The following is an 18,348-nucleotide window of genomic DNA, read 5'->3' on the forward strand; positions in this document are numbered from 1 at the left end:
AAGATCATCGATCGCCTCCTCCGCTCTCATGGTGTTGGATGAAACCTGTTCGAGCCCAGAGGCACCCGGCGGCAACCTAATGGATCAGTGCTCGCACGGCACGACACCCCATCAGCGCTATAGGCGACCTCACCGACCGGACCGGGGCACGCTCTACACTTAGGAATCGACCTCTCACTCCAGGTTCTCGCGGTGCTCACCGGCCGGCGGCTCGGTGATCAGCTTCCCCCTCCCGATCTGTTACTTGTCGAAGGCTCGCTGATCGACTCCCATTAGGTTCGTCGGGTCGCTGCGATGCGGGTCGATGAACACGAGCTCTCCGACCCCGAGTCGGGCGTGGTACTCGGCGATGAGTGCAAGGCCTTCCTCCGTGCACGTATTAATGTTGTCGGCGACGACCCAGCCGTCAGCTTTCGATAGCTGCGGCTTCCCTCGATGTAGTCGAAGCCGTGTACCACCGAAGCTTCGGGCGATACCACACCGTAAGACTGCGCCGTGCTCGTCCCCGTCACCGCGGAAAAGGTGCCGGTGGAGGAGCGCCCACTGTTCCCCGGTGATCACGACCGACCACGTGCCGTTCACTGTTCGCTCAGCCATTTGAGTACCTTGAGGACCTTCGTCGTGGCCGTGTCGATCGCGGGATTGAGCCGGTTTCCGCGACGCGACAGTTGCGTTCCGGGCTCACCGCGCGGACCCCAGGTGACTGACTGGAAGCCCCCTCCGTGGCCGGCGCCGTCCCTGCGGCGCACGTCGGCGCGTACGAACAGCGGGTACACGTCCGCCTCCGGGTACGGGAAGGTGATTTGGAACGCAATCCAGGAGGTCTCCTGCTCATAGACCGGCCCGAGCTGGATGGGGTCGATGGTGACCCATGCTCCGCCCGCCCGTCGCTGTCGAACAGTGACGGGGCGGACGCGAACGTCTGCCGGAGCTCCTCGATCGCTTCCGCGATGGCCTCGGTGGTCGTCATCGTGGTCACGAGTTGTCGTCGCGCGGAACTCGTCGTCGTTGCGGGCACGAATGTGCTCGTCGTCCCCGACCGGCTTGAACTTCGGGCCGTCCTTGCGGGAGAGGAGGAAGTCGGTCTGGATAGGCACCCCCTGACCGATCGCGGCCTCCTTGATCGATGCGCCGGTCTGCCGGACACCATAGAGCATGGGGCGACGATTGAACCTGACGCGGATCTCCTTCTTGGGAAGAGGCCTGGTGAAGAACCGGTCCCCGCTGACGAGGGTGACGAGCTCACCGGTCTCGATCGGATCGTCGAGGTCGTCCTGGATGTCCTGGATGTCCTTCCAACTTCCATGGTCGTCGGGAACCGCGGGTGTACGCAGGGCACCGAGTTGGGTCTCGGTGAGCGCCGCCGTGCGTACCTTCTAGGGTGTCGAGCTCCGGGATTGGTAGGGCCTTGGTTATCTGGGTTTCCAGTAGGGGTGTCTGTGCGAGGTTCGCGGCATGCGTCACGGCGAACTCGGCTGGTGGGACCTGACCGAGCTCGCCGTGCAACCTGCGCTCGTTGAACCAGTCGACGTATTCGGCGACGGCGATCTCAACGTCGTTGATGCTGTGCCAGGGGCCTTTGTTGCGGATTAGCTCAGCTTGAAGAGGCTGTTGTACGCCTCGGCGAGGGCGTTGGTGTGTCCTGAAGATGATTGTGAGGTAACGATGTAGAAGGCGTAGCCGTGTGATTGTCGTGCTGTTGTGGAGATGAAGGTAGGTCCTTCGGCATCGGTATGCAGGTGCAGGTGCCAAACCGCCCCGAGTTGCTGCGGAGAATGAGCCGTGGTGGTGAGCGTCGTGGGAAAAGCCGCACAAGATGCGGCAGGTGTGGGCCAAAAAAGGCGAACGTGCGTGAACCACTGATGACGAGTCGTTACGCCGGCCTCCGGTGTGAGGACGCGAAATGCGGGTACTGCCGCATGGGTGCCATGATCTCCACAACTTGTGAACGAGGTCGTCGCCGCTGGCGACGTCGATCTCCTAAGGCCGCACGGGCTCCAGCAGCTGCAGGCTCACCACCGCCGAGTCAAGCGGCATATGGGCAAGGCGCCTCCTTGTAGTTGTCTACGCTAGACAGGGTCTATGTGCCTCACGCGATGATGGGCGCAATGTGCCGCCGAGCTTCGTCCATTGTCCGACTCGCTGCGCTGACGTAGCTTCACCACGGCTGGGAGGGTCGGCTGGTAGGTGCGGTTAGTTTCGTGAAAAGTTGTTAAGTGTCGTATCGACGATCGCTGCACACTTTGTCGGTCGCGTAGGGGTCAGCGCTTTGACAGCATCTTTTTTAGCTTTGGCGACCCTCGGCGAGCGGTGCGTGGCTCGTTTGCTAGATCCAGTGGCTCGGTGCATGCGCGTCGCGGTGTAGTGGTTTGTGGGCATCGTGGAGTACCTCCGGTTGGATCTCGCGAGGGCATCATCTTCGGAGCTGCAATAGGGCCTGTGTGGTGGTTGCGATTGGGCACATAGTGCAAGTGGATTCGGGAGAAGGGGAACAATGAAGTATCTGTTTGTGAACGGGCGACTGGCAATCCAAATTCGCTACTGGGAAGAGTTCAAGTTGGCCGACGGGGGATGTCGGGTCGAGATGCGCCGCGTGGCGCAGGTGGAGGGGGATGGTCACCGCGCCGGAGCCGCGGGATGCACCATTAGCCCTGTTTCGCCGGACGGCATCTGGCGGGCTGACCTTTTCATGCACCTCGATGAACCGGGCAAGGGTTGCTGGCATCACCACCCTAAATTCGAGGACTCTGATGTCGGGTGGCGAGATTTTCCATCGGACTTGGAGGATGATCCGCGGGCATGGATCGAAGACCAGTTGGTTCATCTTCCCGAGTTGCTCAAGAGCTGCGGCGCTGATGACGTTCTTCCAAGCGTTGATCTTCGCGAGCACAAGCAAGGACTACCTCTCATGCTCAGCGCGGTCGATGCGTGCCTCGCTCGGTTGCCCGCCCGACTAACCCGCAGTTACAACGTGCGCAGCGCTGCGAACTAGGACCGGATGTGTTCGGCTTCGGGCGCTCCAAACCGGCGGGCGGCGAATCCTCGTTGTTGCCTTAAGCTTCACCGGGTCGCGCAGGAGAACCGGCTTAGCGGTACCTCCTTCTGGCTGGCTACTGACTCGTTCGTGAGTGGCTTCTGCCGGGCGATTGTGGTGGGTGGCCGCCGAGTCCAAGCATGGCGAGGGCGATGAGGGCATCGGGGGTGCGGAAGCCGAACGCGACCCGGGTGATGAGTCTGATCTTGGTGTTCGGATGCGATCCGCCCGTTCGACAGGCCGTGCTCGATCGCGGCGAGGATCGAGTCCTTGTGGGTGACGATGCTCTTCTGCAGCGCGACGAACTCCGGTATCCGGCAGCGGCGAGCCCAGCCGATCCACCGGTCCAACTCCACGATCGCGTCTTGTGCACCATCTGGAACACCAACCGCAGTGACTCCTTGAGCAGGTAGGCGCGGCGGGAGAACCCAATCGTGGAGTTCTATCTGTCGCAGGGTTCAAGTTCTCCGAATTCCTCAGCAGCGCCCACCGACTGTCTTGACCGTCCTCGCCCCGCTCGCGGTGCGGATCGTGACCATTGCCCGACCCCGCCCCCCGACCGCCAAACGTCTTGATCGGCAGCATTTTCGCTCGGGCGCGATTCCACGTTCCCCGGCGTACCCTGTCGACCGCGGCGGTGGCCCAGGCCACCACATGAAACGGGTCCGCACTGTGTGCCCGGCACCGTGTCGGGACCACGGCACATGCGCGACGACCACCCCGTGCTCACAGAACGACACCCGCGGCGCCGAAGCCTCGATGATTACCGTGGTCAGGCCTGGCATCGAGGGCACGCCACCGCCGTCGCCCCGCACCACCGTTATAGCCGGGGCACCGGCGCCGGCACTTCCCACACCGGGACCAGACCCAGTCGGATCCCATGACCGCGGCCCGCAGCTGTCATTACCGAAGCCGCGGGTACCTTCCATAAGTGCCGTTGCAGTATTAGAGCATGTCTCATGTGGATGAAGCGACTTGTGGTGCATGGTGTGACGCGTGGTAGATGAGTTGTCTCTGCGGTTGATGCCGGATGCGTTGTGGGAGATCCTCGAACCGTTGATTCCGCGCTTCGTTGCCCGTCCGCAGGGAGGTGGGAGCGCGCCGGTCGACGATCGTGCGATCTTTACCGTGATCGTGTTCGTGCTGACAAGTGGATGTGCGTGGTGGCACCTTCCACCCTCGTTCGATGTCACGGTTCCTACCGCGCACCGCCGGTTCACCGTCTGGGCGGCGACCGGGGTGTTCGAGAGACTGCATCGTGATGTGCTTGACCGGCTCGGTGGCGCCAGCGAACTCGACTGGACGGCAGCGATCCTGGACGCGTCAGGCGTGCGGGCGAAAAGGGGGGCTCGCTGACCGGACCCAGCCCAGTCGATCGGGGCAAGAAGGGATCGAAGATCCATGTCAGGTGGAAGATCGAACGCACCATCGCCTGGCTCACCGGTTACCGACGCCTGACCATCCGCTACGAACGTCACGGCGAACACTTCGTCGGCCAACCATGCCGCGTCGGAGACATCGGATTTGCGTCCCGGAACCGTCTTCACCGCCTGCGCGTTGACGAGCAACACCTTGAGTCGTTCGTCCAACGGGTAGTAGAAGGGCCGCCAGTAGTCGCTCGTGGCCTCCATGACGACGACTGTCATCCCTGTAGGAGTGGGGCCTTGTCAAGGGGGCATTTGTACGGGGTTTCGGCTCCATGCGGGCAGCGCTGGGTGAGGGCCGGGGGGTCAAGACACAGCGCCCGCAGCGTCAGCGAGGACGAATGGTCTTGACGGTGGCCCGGCCCGGCGCAGACTGGAGTGAGCCCGAGAACCGATCGAGGACCAACGACGCGGATTCGATTTCGCTATGTGGTTGTGGTGCAACGTCTCCAGTGTGGTGTGGGGGTTGGGCAGGGCCGAGCTTCCTCGGCTGCGGTCATCCCTTCGCCCGGCCGGGTAGGGCGGGCATGGAGCGTTACGGCGAAGCAACACGCGGGGTCAATCACGTTGGCGACCACGCCGCCGAGGCAGGGGTCAGACAGTGCAGCGACCGCGCGCGTGTTGCGCCCGGGGTGCTCACGCCACCGCCTTCTGGTGGGCCACGGCGCGGATCTCTCCGTCGCGCAGCCCGTAGTAGACGAGGGTGAGCAGTTTGCGGGCCGCGGCGACCTTGGCGATGTTCCTGCCGCGACGGGCCTCGATGCGTGTGCGGTCGACCGAGATCTTCGTGCCGGCCTGGTGTCGCTGGATGGCCTCGACCGCCGCCCAGCGCACCAGCTTCGAGCCCTGCTTGGTGATATGGCCACGGCGCACCACGGTGTCGGACTCGCGGTGCTTGGGGGTCAGCCCGGCCCAGGAGCACAGATGCGCGGCGTCGGCGAATCGGTGCACATCCCCGATCTCGGCGACGAACACTGCGGCCAGAGTCGGACCGACACCGGGCAACGCCTGGATCGCCGTGTAACCGCGGTCGCCACGCAGTTCGGCGGCGATCCGGGTGGTGAACCGTGCCTCGTGGGCGTCGAGGACGTCGATCAGCTCGAGCAACGAGATCACCCGCCGCGCGTACGCGTCGGCGAGCGGCACCCGCGCCAGCTTCTGGCGACCGGTGACACCGAACAGGTCCGACACCGGGATCAGGACTCCCGCCTTGGCGAGCACGGAGTGCACCTGCGCCTTGAGCCCGGAGCGCAAAGCGACCAGCTTCGCCCGGTACCGGACCAGCTCACGCAACTCGCGTGTGGCGGGCGGGGCGATCCACGCCTCGGGCAACCGGTGCATCCGCAACAGATCCGCCAGATCTCCCGCGTCACGTACATCGTTCTTCACCCGCCGATACCGGAAACCCTTGACACCCAGAGGATGTGCGAGATGCACGGTCGCGCCGGCGGCCTGCAGGGCATCGACCGCCCAGTACCAGCCGTAGGTTGCCTCGAGCACCACCTCCGGGTTGACGCCGGCCTTCTCGATCTGCAGTCCCAACGACACCGGATCGTTGACGATCCGCACCGCCGACAATTGTTCGCCCTCCGCCGTCTGGCGGACGATCACCGACCGCTGCCGGTGCAGATCGATCCCGACGACCTGACTTCCGTCATACTCGTTCATAGGGGCCTCCTCCGTCGTGACGAAACCTTGACACCCCCAGCATTCGCCGGGAACCACGAGGAGCGGGGAGGGGGAGGCCCCGCTCCTACATCGCATCACGTTGTTGTCGAGTAGGAACTCGCGCAGCGCCAGTACCTGATTCGTTGTCGACCCCCATGTCGTCACGGTGCTCGCTGCGCGCTTGCGTCCGCTGCCTTGGATGCGAACACACACCTTGGCGTCCTGCTTGGAGATATCGATTCCCGCGCATCGCGGGTACACCACATCCATTGCGCTTCACCTCATCAAATCGGCCCGCATTCGACTGTGTGGGTGTGTGTTTCGCCCGAGGGCGGGAGAAGCTGGATTCTGACACTCGTGCTCGACGGCAACAATCCACGGTTCCCGTGGGTAAGGAGCATCCCATCCGCCACCATGCTTATATGCAGGCTCGCTGGCACCAAAGTCGGTCGGGGTCGAGGCGAAACACACACCCGAAAATGTGCGCCAAATACCCCAACGCCGCCCGGGTGCTCGGGAGGCGACTCCCATACCGATTTTCCCTGCCCCACGGAGGGGCGAAGCCCCTGACCTGTTTGTATGAGTGTCAGCGGTTCTGATCGGGTCAGCTACCCGTAGCGTTCCGTAGCAGACTGGAAGGGCTGACTCGAGAAACTCTTGTCACCCGCACGGCGGGTTGACCCTTGTGGGGGTGTCCAACCCTTCCGGTCTGCGTTCGCGGGAGTGACTGAAGAGAGGCGTGACCCCAAGCTGCTGTGAGAGGTACTTGAAGTCGGATTGTCCTCCGCGGATCCCATCCTGACAGACATCCAGGAGCTTAGATGTCAAGCAGCAACCTTTTCGGTGCGATGGGACCAGGCGGTGGCTTCGTCGTAGGTGGTGCGGGTTTTGAGACAGCCGTGCCGGATTCCAACGAGCCGGTTGGCGAGTTGGCGCAGCGCGGGGTTGTGGTCGAGGCCCCGGTCGCGTTGCTGGTCGTAGTAGGCGCGGGCGCCGGGCGAGGCTTGCAGCGAGCTGAAGGCTTGGGACATAAGGGCGTCGATGAGCTGGTCGTTGTGCACGAACCGGGCCAGGACGACCTTCTTTGAATCGCCCTGGATCGAGTGGAGACTCCGGTTCAGGCCACCTCGGGGGTTGAGGCAGCCGGGGGACGCTGTTCACGATAGCGGGTCTCGTACCGTGTTCTCCATGACCGACGGCTCCTACAACACCGACAAGCTCATCGAGTTCCTCGCCGAACTCCGCGCCCACTTCGCCGGGGAGCAGGTCATCCTGATCTGGGACGGGCTCATGGCCCACCGATCCAAGGCGATGACCGCGTGGCTGGCCACCCAACGCGACTGGCTCCACGTCGAACGCCTCCCTGCGTATGCCCCCGAGCTCAATCCCATCGAACAAGCATGGGGCAACATGAAATCCACCGAACTCGCCAACCTCTGCCCCGACATCCTCGACGAGGTCCGCATCGCGACCGAGACTGGCCTCACCCGGATCGGCTCGAACTTCGACCTGTGCCACAGCTTCCTCGACCACACCGGACTTTCCTTATGACCAGTTCTCACTCAATTACCGAAACGTCTTTAATCGCTGTGGAAAACCTCACCACCGCGGGTGCGCCGCCGTCTCGATCGCCTCTGTGACGGGCTCGGTGCGCATGTGGTCGGCGATGGACCACCCCAAGTCGAGCAGCGTCGACTTCACCATTTCCTCACCAGTCACATGCCTATCACCCCGAGTTTTCAGATGCGCTCTGATACACGCTGCGCCGCGATGTCGCCAACCGGTGTGCCCCGCCTACCCCACCGTCACTGCTGTTGCGCGTGTGCCCTCACAGAACGCGCAATGCTCCACCGTCGACGGCGACGGTGGAGCCGGTGATATAGGAAGCTGCGGGCGATGCCAAGAATGCCACAGCACGACCGAACTCCGCTGGATCCCCGCTGCGCCTCAGCGGGATGTTGTCGAGTTCCTGGCTGGTCGCGCCCGCTCCCCGGGCGGTGTTGAAGAGTCCGGGAAGCATACTCACTACCCGGATGCCACTGGGAGCCAGTTCGTCGGCGATGTCCTTGGCGACCATGGCCAGACCGGGTCGAAGTCCATTCGAGATGCCGAGTCCGGTCAGCGGGGACTTCACCGAGGTCGACAGGACGAGGACGATGGCGCCACCCTCGGTCATCGCCGGCACGGCGGCGCGTACCAGGCGGATGGCACCGAGAAACACTGAGTGGAAGGAACGTTCCCAGTCGTCATCGGTAGCGCCGAGCGCCGTGGACGGCGGCGGCCCGCCGACACTGACGACGAGGCCGTCCAGCCTACCCCACTGTGACAGTGCCGATGCCACGACCCTATTGGCCGACGTCGGATCGCCATTGTCGGCCGCGACTCCATGGACAGCGTCAGGCCCGTCGACGGCGAGCCGGGTCACGGCTTCGGTGACTTTGCTTTGCGAGCGCGAGGACACCGTCACCACGGCGCCTTCGCGAAGTAGTTCTCGCGCAGACGCGAAACCCAGGCCTTCACTTCCACCGGTGATCACGAAAGCCTTGCCGGACAGTCCAAAATCCACGAATCTCTCCTCCATAGTTGATGACCTGCGGTAGCCATCGCGGTTGCTTCGCCGCTCACAGCACCCTTCACTAAGTGGTTCGAGAGCATCGAAGTCGAGTGGGGCGGTGGACCGGACATTCCGGAGCGGTCGCGACGTCGCGGATCACGGCTCTGCCCGGTAGTGGCCCGAATGGGCAACCGGACCCTCCGGATAGCTCTGTTTGGGTGCTGTGGTCAGCGTACGTCAGTAAACATCGGACACCAGGATGACTCCGCCCAATCCGGCGCCACGACCGGCAGGCAGGGTATGAGCCGGCGGGTTCGAGACTCGTCCGGCACGCCGGCACTCCTGTGGTGGATGAGGCTGTCGGCGGAAATACCCGTGCTGACGATGCTCAGCTACCAGCCGGAGGTGTTGCCACGGCGATCGGGCACTCATGGCCCGGTCGCCGTATGCCGCCCTTTCAGCGGCCAGGCCCCGTCCCCAGGACTTCTTGCCTTCCCAGACTTTGAATGCAACGCAGCATTATCAGGTCCACTCCCGTGAGGACTTTCGCGTGAGGCGTGAGCCGCTGATGGCTGGCTGCGGGTTGAACACTTTTTCACCTGACACCCGTCGTCCTCTGAACACAACCGGCATTCAGTAGATGCCCGGATTCGTGGGCGCGGATCGCCGCCTGTGCTTACACAGCCTCAGGTGAACTTTCGCGATGTGCCGGCAGGCGGTCTTGTGGATTGATGGCGTTGTTACGATTGCCGATCCCGAGGGCGGCTACTACTGCCGACACTGCGCACACTCCAGCTAGATAGCAGCCGGGACCAAGGGAATAGCCTTGTCCAACGAGCCAGGTCGCCACGAAGGGCGCGGTCCCGCCGAACGCGGCGATACACGTATTGTAGGCCATAGCACTCGCTGACGACCGAAGACGCGCCGGGAACAGTTCGACGAATGCCAAGACTGTCGTCGAACACACCCCACCGAAAAAGAGTCCGCACACCCCGACGACCAGCAAAGCACCCGGCAGGCTAGTGTGCGGGAGGAACGCGAATGTGGGGATGATGCAAATCCCCAGGCCGAGTGCGGAACTGACCGCAGTGCGCTTTCTTCCCAGTCTGTCGATGGCATAGCCGGTCAAGAGACAAGCCACTACGACAATAAGTGTCCAAGCCAGTTGGACGAACAACGATTCGGTTTTGCTGAACTTCAGGGTCGCGTTCATGTGCGCCACGAGAAACGCAGTCAAGAGGTAGGCCCCGACCGCGTAGGTCATCGTCCACCCAAAGCAGATCAGCATCGACTTTTTCGCGTGCTTGAGTGCCTGCGCGACTGGTGCGGATTCGATGCGGTCAGCGGCACGTAGCGCAGTGAATTCCGGTGACTCGTCCACGCGCAGGCGCAGGTAGAGGCCGACCAACGCAAGGGGCGCTGCTGCCAGGAAAGGCACCCGCCATCCCCACGAGATCAGTTGCTCTGGGGTTGTCAGCGAGGTGATGGTCACGGCTACCAAGATGCTGAACACCCCCGGGAGCCAGGCGGCCGTCGACATGATCGATGCGTATCGACCTCGCCGTCCGTAGGGTGCGTTCTCGAGAACGAAGATGGCCGACCCGGTAGCCTCGCCGCCGGCCGAGAAGCCCTGCAATAGGCGGCACAGCAAAAGTAGTACCGGTGCCACGATGCCAATTTGGGCGTAGCCGGGCAGAAGACCCAACGATACGGTGCTGACACTCATTAACATCACCGACACTAGGAGCGTGAATCGTCGACCGACGCGATCACCGAGGTGCCCGAATACGATGGCACCCAACGGGCGGGCGACAAAGGAGAGCCCGAAGATTGCAAAGGTGGATAACAGGGCGGCTGTCCCGTCGGATTGCGGGAAAAACACCGCGGCAATCGTGGTTGCGAACAGTCCATACAGACTGGCGTCGTACCACTCCACGAAATTTCCGACCGCGCCGGCCAACAGCGCTTTTCGCTGCGCGACGTCATTGCTGCCGTTCATCAGATCTCCTCAAGCGAAGTCTACGCTGGGGGCCGAAACCGGCCAACGTGACTGCTTTTTCGTTGCTAATGTGTGCGCCTGCATCGAGTAACAATACGATCGCTGCATGCGTAAAGTTTTCTGAGTGCATGTGTCAGGATGGCCGTCCGATGGCGGGCCCGAACGGGCGTATTGTCTGCTCAGGGTGCAGGTCTGGACATTTTCCGGGTCAGCATGTTCAACCCGGGCGTCTGTATATCGCCATGGTGGCGGGTTCACGCGCGTGAACGTATGAGACCAGTCTCGTCGCTTTCTTCCTCTCTGAAATCGCGGTCCGCAACGCATCGATCACCAACGTCGAGCTGACGGGCGAGCACCTGACTTTTTGTCGCGTCTGTTCTGCGAGCGGGGTGACCACGACTACGCCGCACCCTCGCGCTGGTTCGGCTGCGTGCGCGATTGCGTACGGGTGATCAGACTCACAAATTTCGCGTTCACAGGTGACCCACAACCTGTCTAGAAACTAGCCCGGATCATGACACAAACTGTTCAGTCTAATTTCTGAAGCGGCACTTATGGGACGTGGGACGCCGGGGTCCGGCGCAGATGTAGTACGTGATCTCGGTCGGCTCCGAGAAGGATCGGCGGGCGAGCAGCCAGTGTCCATGGCCGGGTGCCCGGGCGATCCGGATCGGGATCCGCACCCAGGAGTACGGCCGTGGGCCGTGGGCGCCGTCGCCGGCGGAGATCCGGCGCCACTGCTTCGGCGGGACCGCGTCGATCATCTCGTCTGCCCGGCCGGTGCGCCCGTCCAGGGTGAACACGTCGTCGTTGCGGCGGGTGGCCAGTACGTAGGAAATATCGCGCTCTTCGAGCCAGACCCGCAGGTACTTGACCTGTCCGTAGGACTCGTCCGCAGTCGCCCAGGAGAACGGCACTTACGCGTCGAGGGCGCGTTCGACCATGTGCTGCGCCAGCACGGGTTTGGTTGCGAAGTCCACATCGTCACCGATGCCGGCGGCTCCTGCAGGTGTCGCTGGCCGCCAGATTCTTTCGAATTTCAGGACCGGGCTCCCTCACCAGGATGCGGCCTTCAAGAGCGGAAGAACTGCGAGAGCTCGCGCGCACCCCGCCTGACGGGTCCGGCAACGTCCGAAGGATCGGTCTTCAGCCCTTGGAGGAAGCGGGATTCATCAGGTGAGGATCCAGGCCTTCTACCTCGGGCTCCGGTCGATCCTGGATGTCGATGGCATGTGTGATGGGGAGGCACCTCTTGAGCGCAGCGTCCTCGACGTCTCCCAAGCGGAAGGAGCCGGACCGGCGGGTGCTGGCCATGCTGAGTTATTTCGGTGATTTGGACAGTCGCGCGCCACCGACCAGTTGGCGCGTATTGGCTCTTTTGAATCCACTTGTATCTGCGCAGTATGGCTGTTAGCAAAGCACGACGGATGCAGAGAGGTCAGAATGAATTCGATGCCCACCGAGGCCGCGCCCATCACCATGCCGGTCGATCGCGGCATGTTCGACCCAGCACCGGAGCTTGGTCGGCTTCGTGAACAGACGCCGCTGCGGCGGATGCTCTATTCGGACGGCCATGTTGGCTGGCTTGTTACCAGCTACGAGCTGGCTCGGCAGGTGCTCGGCGATGAGCGCTTCAGCATGCAGCCAGCAAGTCGTGTCAGGACGGGCGATCCGGAAACGCGATCCGCGGCGGCGGTGGATGAGCTGCGCAGCCACCCTCGCCTAGCCAAGGTGTTCGATCGGTATGTGAACAGTGGAAAAGCGGAGTATGAGGCGTTCGATGATCCCGAGGTGTTGGATATTCTGCGGAATGATCCGCCGGGCCTCACAGAGTTCATCGTGTTCGACCCGCCACTGCACACAAAGTTTCGTCGGTTGGTGGCCCGCTATTTTACTCCGCGCAGGGCTAGAGAGCATCAACAGCTTATTGAGAACATTGTCGCCCAGCGGCTTGACGCGATGGAACAGGGTGGGGGGCCTGTGGATTTGGTTGAGATGTTCTGTCTGCCAATTCCCTCGACATTGCTCTCTGCGTTGCTCGGCGTGTCGCCCGAGGAGCGACACCGGTTCGAGGAGCCGCAGGTGGTCGCCGGCGATCCGAACTCCACTGCTGAACAGAGGGTGGCAGCAGAGCATGCAGCCATTGACTTCGCGCGTGATGTGATCCGGCGCAAGAGGACCAACCCAGGCGATGATCTGTTGTCCGAGCTGGCCCAGACTGGTGAGCTCAGCGACGACGAGCTTGTCGCTCTGGCCAAGCTGCTATTCAGGGCAGGACATGACACTACGCAGAACATGATGGCACTGTCTGTGTTGGCGCTGTTGCAGGATCGGACGCGGTGGGATGCCCTGCGGGCCGATCCGACGATGGTCGGGACCGCGGTGGAGGAGTTCTTGCGGTTCATGACCCTGATCCAGGTTGGAGCTTTCAACCGGACGGCGCTGCAGAATGTCGAGCTAGCAGGCCACACGATCCAGGCGGGGGAGACGGTGACGGTGTCGTTGGCGGCGGCGAACCGCGACCCGGAAAGGTTCGCCGACCCTGATCGGCTCGATCTGGCGCGAAAGGACGCGCCGGGTCATCTGGCGTTCGGCCACGGTGTCCATCAGTGCTTGGGACAGCACTTCGCTCGGCTGGAGCTGCGGATCGGCTTGACCGCGCTGGCGCGCCGGTTCCCGGACCTGCGACTGGCCATCCCGATCGACGAGGTGCCGCTGCATGACGGGTCGATGTTCGTTTACGGTGTGCACCGCCTCCCCGTGACGTGGTGACGGCCATGAGGATTGAGGTCGATTGGGAACGCTGTATCGGGGCGGGGATGTGCGCCCTGACCGCGCCTGATGTGTTCGAGCAGGATGAGAACGACGGACGGGTGGTCGTCCGAAAAAAGCACGTCGGCGCCGATCACCTCGACGCAGTCCACGAGGCTGTCAGGCTGTGCCCCTCGGGGGCCTTGGCGTTGCGTTCGGCTGAGAAATAACCAACGAGGCTCGGCGGCCCGCAGCGGATACCATTACAGCCGGTTGAGCTTACCGCTTGTATTTAGTGCGCGGAAAAAACAGCCGATTGCATCGGTAGATGTGCTGGTGCCGCAACTGCCGGTTGATGCATGGCATGGGCTGGTCCGGGTGTTTCCGGTAGTCATCAGTTGTTTGTTGGCCATTGAGAGCGACAAGAACCATCGAAAAGATGAAGGAGAAGGCTCGTGCGGGTTCAGGTGGATTTTGAGAAGTGTATTGGTGCAGGACAGTGTGTACTGGTCGCGGAGACGGTATTCGATCAACGCGACGAGGACGGCATTGTTATTGTGTTGCAGGGGGAGCCGCCGGAAGAGGAGCGGGACATCGTGTGGCAGGCGGCGGCGCTGTGCCCGGCCCAAGCTATCCGCACCGAAGGGTAATGAGCGTGCTCGAGCGGGTAGTGGTCGTCGGGGCCTCCGCGGCTGGACTGGCGGCAGTGGAGACCCTGCGACGGGACGGCTACGCCGGCCGACTGGTCTTGATCGGCAAGGAGTCTCGGCTGCCGTATGATCGGCCACCGTTGTCGAAGCAGGTCCTTGCCGGCACATGGAGCCCGGAACGGACGTCGTTGCGCCCCGAAGGGCACTATGGCGAGCTGGATGTTGATGTCCGACTGGGGCTCACTGCTACCGGGCTCGACGTGGCCTCACACAGCGTCACGTTGGATAACGGCGAGAATGTCGGCTACGACGGCCTAATTATCGCGACGGGCGTCGAACCGCGCCGGTTGACCGACGGCCACGACCTGAAGGGCTGGCACGTGCTGCGCACGATGGGCGATGCCCTGGCGCTGCGCGAGGATCTTCATCCCGGCGCCCGGCTGGTGGTGGTCGGGGCGGGGTTCCTCGGCTGCGAGATCGCCGCCGTCGCACGCGCACAAGGCCTTGAGGTGACGCTGATCGATCCGTTTGAGGTGCCGATGATGCGGGCGATCGGAGCCAGGGTCGGCTCCGTGGTCGCGCAGCTGCATCGCGACCACGGGACCGAAGTCCGCATGGGCACCGGAATCACCAAGCTCATCGGCTGGGACCACCGAGTCACCGGCGTCGAACTCACAGACGGTTCGGTTGTTGCCGCGGACATTGTCGTGGTTGCGGTGGGTTCAATACCCTTGTGCGGGTGGCTGTCCGACAGTGGCCTGCGGATCGACAACGGCATCGTCTGTGACGAGATGTGCCGTGCCGCGCCTGGAATCTACGCGGCCGGGGATGTGGCACGTTGGCACAACCCCCGATTCGGCGTCAGCATGCGGATCGAGCACCGAACGAACGCGACCGAGCAGGGCATGGCCGCTGCCCGTAACCTGCTGGGCGCGCAGCTGCCCTTCGACCCGGTGCCGTTCTTCTGGACCGACCAGTATGATGCGAAGATCCAGGCCTACGGCATTTTCCCGCCTGACGCTGCACCTATCGTGACGCGAGGCGAGCTCGAGCAGCGGAAATTCACCGTGAGCTATGTGAGTCGGGGCCGAATCACCGGTGTGCTCGGCTGGAACATGCCACGCGAGCTTCGATCCGATCGCGCCCTCGTCGGCACGAGTGCTGGCGATGTGGCGGCGGCAACCAGCGACGGGAAACTCGGCTGACAAGCCTCGGCCCCTATATAAAGGTTCAGTCTGTCGATAGTTGCCGACGGATATGGCGGCCGGCTTGGCCCACCATTGCGACAGAAAGAGCGCTTCCGCGGACACTGTGACGGGTGCGAAAGCTGAATCCGCAGCAGAGCCCAGGATCGCCGGGGTCATGGCGAGACTGGCTACCACTGTCCACACCGAGCGTTCGATGACCTAGTCCACAGCGAGACTCAAGATCTACGTCGCCAACCGCGGAAATAATCGGCCAATAGGGATAGGCCGCGCTGCTGCGCTTCCTCACTGATCTCGACCGCAAGGAGCCTCGTCAGTCGGCCGTCGCTCGATGGGACAAGTCCCTGTTCATCGTCGACCAGGTCATCGGATTCCTGATCCGAGGGAGTCTGATTCCGGTCTTTCGTGCTGACGAGTACATCGCAACACGAAGCGCAGGACAGAAACTATTCGGATCATCAAAGCACCGCATCAACCAATCTGACCCAGAGATCTCAACACCGGAAGGCAAGAACATCATGCAGACGGTCGTGGAACTTGCCCACTTAGCACTCGAGTGGGACCAGAGGTACCTCGAGTACCCGGATACGAATCAGTGGGCCCACCATGACATCGTCGCAATGGCCGACGGCCGCGTCGTCACCGCTCATCCGGACGGCACCTCGCTGCTGGTCTTCAGCCCCGATGGACGGCACTTGGACACCGTCTCCACAGGGACGGTGGAGTTGCATGGGATCGCCAACGACGACCCTGAAGAAGATTCCTTCTGGGTCGCCGATCCGGGCCAAAAATACACCCCGGCCGAGCCTGAGTACGGCTGGCTCAGCCAGCCAGGGCGCGTCCTGAACGTCGCGCTCTCGGGCGCAACAGTGCTCGGTGAGCTCCGCCAGCCTGACCTGGAGATCTACGAACGCAAATCCTGGAGCCCGTCAGCAGTCGTGCGCGTCCGCTCAGGCGACGGCGGGAAGGGGACCGAAACCGTTTGGGTGGCAGACGGATACGGCCAGAGCGTGCTGCACCAGTTCTCCAGCGACGGAACCTACCTGCGCAGCATCGACGGCCGGGACTCAGGGCTGGTCTTTGACACCCCACACGCGATCATCACCCGCCGAAGGAGCGGTACCGCGGAACTGCTCGTCGCGGACCGTAGCAATAGGCGAATCGTCGTGCTGTCGGCCGATGGCGCCTTCATTGGCGCTTTCGGCGCGGATTCTCTGACTTCTCCGTCCGGCCTCGCCGTAATGGACGACGGAACGATCCTCGTCACTGAACTATTCGGCAGCGTCGCGGCCTTCTCGGAATCGGGCGAACTGCTCGGTTCGTTGGGATCAGCGGTTCCTTTCGAGAAACAGCGATCACGCTGGCCTAACCAGATCACCGCCTCCGGCAACACTGTTCGTCCTCCGCTAAACCCAGGGGCGTTCAACAGTCCCCACGGGATTTGTCTCACGGGCGGAACCATCCTGGTGACCGAGTGGATGATTGGTGGGCGCGTCGTGCGGCTCGCCCCCGTCTGAACGGCGGGACCGCCGCTTCCCGCCGGTTCCGCGGTCACCGCCATCCTGCGAGACCGGCGGCAGCGGATCAAGGAGTCCCCCGATGGGGCGAGCGTTCCATGTGCTGGAGAATCACACGAATATCCATACCGAAAGGGACGGACCAATGTCGGGAAACAGAGCAGTTGCCTACAAGGAGCCGGGTGTCGTCGAAGTCATCGACACGGACTACCCTACGTTCGAGCTAAAGGACGGCCCGGGCGTAAATCCCGCGAATGTGGGCCGGAAGGTCCCGCACGGGGCGATCCTGCGCACCATCACCACGAACATCTGCGGCTCAGACCAGCACATGGTGCGTGGGCGCACCAGCGCCCCGCGGGACCTAGTTCTCGGCCACGAGATCACCGGGGAGGTCGTTGAGACCGGCCCAGACGTGGAGTTCATCAAGGCCGGGGACATCGTCTCGGTCCCGTTCAACATCTCCTGCGGCCGCTGCCGGAACTGCAAGGAGCGAAAGACCGGCATCTGCCTCAACGTGAACCCGGACCGGCCCGGCAGCGCGTACGGGTACGTCGACATGGGCGGCTGGGTCGGCGGCCAGGCCGAGTATGTGCTCGTCCCGTACGCGGACTGGAACCTGCTGAGGTTCCCCGACCGGGACCAGGCCCTCGCGAAGATCATGGACCTGACGATGCTCTCGGACATCTTCCCCACAGGCTTCCACGGGGCCGTCACCGCGGGGGTCGGAGTCGGGTCCACCGTCTACGTCGCCGGGGCCGGGCCGGTGGGCCTCGCCGCCGCGGTGGGGGCGCAGCTGCGGGGGGCCGCCGTCGTCATTGTCGGGGACATGAACGAGGGCCGTCTGGCGCAGGCGAAGTCGTTCGGTTGCGAGACGGTCAACGTCTCGCAAGGGGACCCGAAGGACCAGATCGAGCAGATCTTGGGCGTGCCGGAGGTCGACTGCGGTGTCGACGCAGTCGGGTTCGAGGCCAGAGGCCATGGCAGGGACGCCTCGCACGAAGCCCCCGCGACGGTGCTGAACTCGCTTATGGAGATCACGGCCGCCGGCGGTGCGCTGGGCATCCCTGGCCTGTACGTCACCGGCGACCCGGGAGGGATCGACGAGGCGGCCCAGCGCGGCTCCCTTTCGCTGTCACTGGGCACCGGATGGGCGAAGTCCCTGTCCTTCACCACCGGTCAGTGCCCGGTAATGAAGTACAACCGGCAGCTCATGATGGCGATCCTGCACGACAAGGTCCAGATCGCCAAGGCCGTCAACGCCAAGGCCATCCCGCTCGGTGAAGCACCCCGCGGCTACGCCGAATTCGACGCCGGAGCCGCCACCAAATACGTCCTCAACCCCAACGGCTACGTCAAGGCCTAGTTTTCCGCAGGGATACCGCGCACGATGCACGGTTAGGGTATCCCGTCCCGCGTCCCTCTCCGTGGCATCAGAAGACCCTGATCACCACTCCCTGCGGGACATCCAGCGCCACTTGGGCATAGCTGACGCTATGGCGGTCGGTCCTGCTCCCCGTCATGCCTCCGATGTATATGCCTCCCACGC

At 63.2% G+C, this 18,348-nt stretch carries 15 protein-coding genes and 4 pseudogenes; 9 read left to right on the top strand and 10 right to left on the bottom strand.

The features are described 5' to 3' along the window. Nucleotides 1-240: 240 nt before the first annotated feature. The 3 genes from ACFWAY_RS49035 to ACFWAY_RS49045 form a co-directional block, all read right to left on the bottom strand. The gene (locus ACFWAY_RS49035; RefSeq protein WP_378515866.1) at nucleotides 241-597 is read right to left on the bottom strand and encodes a hypothetical protein; all 357 of its coding nucleotides are present in this window, start codon (nucleotides 595-597) and stop codon (nucleotides 241-243) included. Further along, nucleotides 579-1,157: a hypothetical protein gene (locus ACFWAY_RS49040; RefSeq protein ID WP_378515867.1), complete on the bottom strand. Its 579-nt coding sequence runs from the start codon at nucleotides 1,155-1,157 to the stop codon at nucleotides 579-581. Before ACFWAY_RS49040 ends, ACFWAY_RS49035 begins: the two co-directional genes overlap by 19 nt. 85 nt (nucleotides 1,158-1,242) lie before the next feature. Beyond that, the gene (locus tag ACFWAY_RS49045) at nucleotides 1,243-1,860 is read right to left on the bottom strand and encodes an IS3 family transposase (RefSeq protein WP_378515868.1); all 618 of its coding nucleotides are present in this window, start codon (nucleotides 1,858-1,860) and stop codon (nucleotides 1,243-1,245) included. A 634-nt stretch (nucleotides 1,861-2,494) separates the two neighbouring features. Between ACFWAY_RS49045 and ACFWAY_RS49050 the strand changes: the two genes are divergently transcribed. After that, nucleotides 2,495-2,992, top strand: a complete 498-nt coding sequence (locus ACFWAY_RS49050) for a hypothetical protein (RefSeq protein WP_378515869.1) — start codon at nucleotides 2,495-2,497, stop codon at nucleotides 2,990-2,992. 118 nt (nucleotides 2,993-3,110) lie between these two features. Here the strand turns inward: ACFWAY_RS49050 and ACFWAY_RS49055 are convergent. Further along, nucleotides 3,111-3,901, bottom strand: a pseudogene (locus ACFWAY_RS49055) (transposase); the annotation flags it as partial. Between the two features lie 156 nt (nucleotides 3,902-4,057). Between ACFWAY_RS49055 and ACFWAY_RS49060 the strand changes: the two are divergent. Next, nucleotides 4,058-4,440 (top strand): annotated as a pseudogene (locus ACFWAY_RS49060) (transposase); the annotation flags it as partial. Nucleotides 4,441-4,524: 84 nt separating this feature from the next. Here the strand turns inward: ACFWAY_RS49060 and ACFWAY_RS49065 are convergent. The 3 genes and pseudogenes from ACFWAY_RS49065 to ACFWAY_RS49075 all read right to left on the bottom strand — a co-directional run. Next, nucleotides 4,525-4,674: pseudogene (locus tag ACFWAY_RS49065) on the bottom strand (transposase); the annotation flags it as partial. 420 nt (nucleotides 4,675-5,094) lie between these two features. Further along, complete coding sequence (locus ACFWAY_RS49070; protein WP_378515870.1) at nucleotides 5,095-6,126, bottom strand: IS110 family transposase; 1,032 nt, start codon at nucleotides 6,124-6,126, stop codon at nucleotides 5,095-5,097. Between the two features lie 824 nt (nucleotides 6,127-6,950). Further along, entirely contained in the window at nucleotides 6,951-7,157 is a 207-nt protein-coding gene (locus tag ACFWAY_RS49075; protein WP_378515871.1) for a hypothetical protein, read from the bottom strand. Nucleotides 7,158-7,167: 10 nt separating this feature from the next. Between ACFWAY_RS49075 and ACFWAY_RS49080 the strand changes: the two genes are divergently transcribed. After that, entirely contained in the window at nucleotides 7,168-7,677 is a 510-nt protein-coding gene (locus ACFWAY_RS49080) for a transposase (protein ID WP_378515872.1), read from the top strand. Between the two features lie 277 nt (nucleotides 7,678-7,954). Here ACFWAY_RS49080 and ACFWAY_RS49085 read toward each other — a convergent pair whose 3' ends face one another. The 3 genes and pseudogenes from ACFWAY_RS49085 to ACFWAY_RS49095 all read right to left on the bottom strand — a co-directional run. Then, a complete protein-coding gene (locus ACFWAY_RS49085) occupies nucleotides 7,955-8,692 on the bottom strand; it encodes an SDR family oxidoreductase (protein ID WP_378515873.1) in 738 nt (245 codons plus the stop codon). A gap of 664 nt (nucleotides 8,693-9,356) precedes the next feature. Continuing rightward, nucleotides 9,357-10,679: an MFS transporter gene (locus tag ACFWAY_RS49090; protein WP_378515874.1), complete on the bottom strand. Its 1,323-nt coding sequence runs from the start codon at nucleotides 10,677-10,679 to the stop codon at nucleotides 9,357-9,359. A gap of 560 nt (nucleotides 10,680-11,239) precedes the next feature. Then, nucleotides 11,240-11,680, bottom strand: a pseudogene (locus ACFWAY_RS49095) (transposase); the annotation flags it as partial. Nucleotides 11,681-12,131: 451 nt separating this feature from the next. On the opposite strand from ACFWAY_RS49095, the gene ACFWAY_RS49100 reads away from it, so the two are divergent. The 6 genes from ACFWAY_RS49100 (at nucleotide 12,132) to fdhA (ending at nucleotide 18,165) form a co-directional block, all read left to right on the top strand. Beyond that, complete coding sequence (locus tag ACFWAY_RS49100) at nucleotides 12,132-13,451, top strand: cytochrome P450 (RefSeq protein WP_378515875.1); 1,320 nt, start codon at nucleotides 12,132-12,134, stop codon at nucleotides 13,449-13,451. A gap of 5 nt (nucleotides 13,452-13,456) precedes the next feature. Beyond that, entirely contained in the window at nucleotides 13,457-13,660 is a 204-nt protein-coding gene (locus tag ACFWAY_RS49105) for a ferredoxin (protein WP_378515876.1), read from the top strand. Nucleotides 13,661-13,885: 225 nt separating this feature from the next. Next, entirely contained in the window at nucleotides 13,886-14,080 is a 195-nt protein-coding gene (locus tag ACFWAY_RS49110) for a ferredoxin (RefSeq protein ID WP_378515877.1), read from the top strand. Then, a complete protein-coding gene (locus tag ACFWAY_RS49115) occupies nucleotides 14,080-15,285 on the top strand; it encodes an NAD(P)/FAD-dependent oxidoreductase (RefSeq protein ID WP_378515878.1) in 1,206 nt (401 codons plus the stop codon). The genes ACFWAY_RS49110 and ACFWAY_RS49115 overlap by 1 nt, the downstream gene beginning before the upstream one ends. Nucleotides 15,286-15,803: 518 nt before the next feature. Further along, nucleotides 15,804-16,802, top strand: coding sequence for a hypothetical protein (locus tag ACFWAY_RS49120; protein ID WP_378515879.1), 999 nt, complete (start codon nucleotides 15,804-15,806; stop codon nucleotides 16,800-16,802). A 145-nt stretch (nucleotides 16,803-16,947) separates the two neighbouring features. After that, nucleotides 16,948-18,165: a formaldehyde dehydrogenase, glutathione-independent gene (fdhA, locus tag ACFWAY_RS49125; RefSeq protein ID WP_378515880.1), complete on the top strand. Its 1,218-nt coding sequence runs from the start codon at nucleotides 16,948-16,950 to the stop codon at nucleotides 18,163-18,165. Nucleotides 18,166-18,348 lie beyond the last annotated feature (183 nt).

Source organism: Rhodococcus sp. NPDC059968 (genome assembly GCF_042738615.1).
Lineage (GTDB): Bacteria > Actinomycetota > Actinomycetes > Mycobacteriales > Mycobacteriaceae > Rhodococcus_F.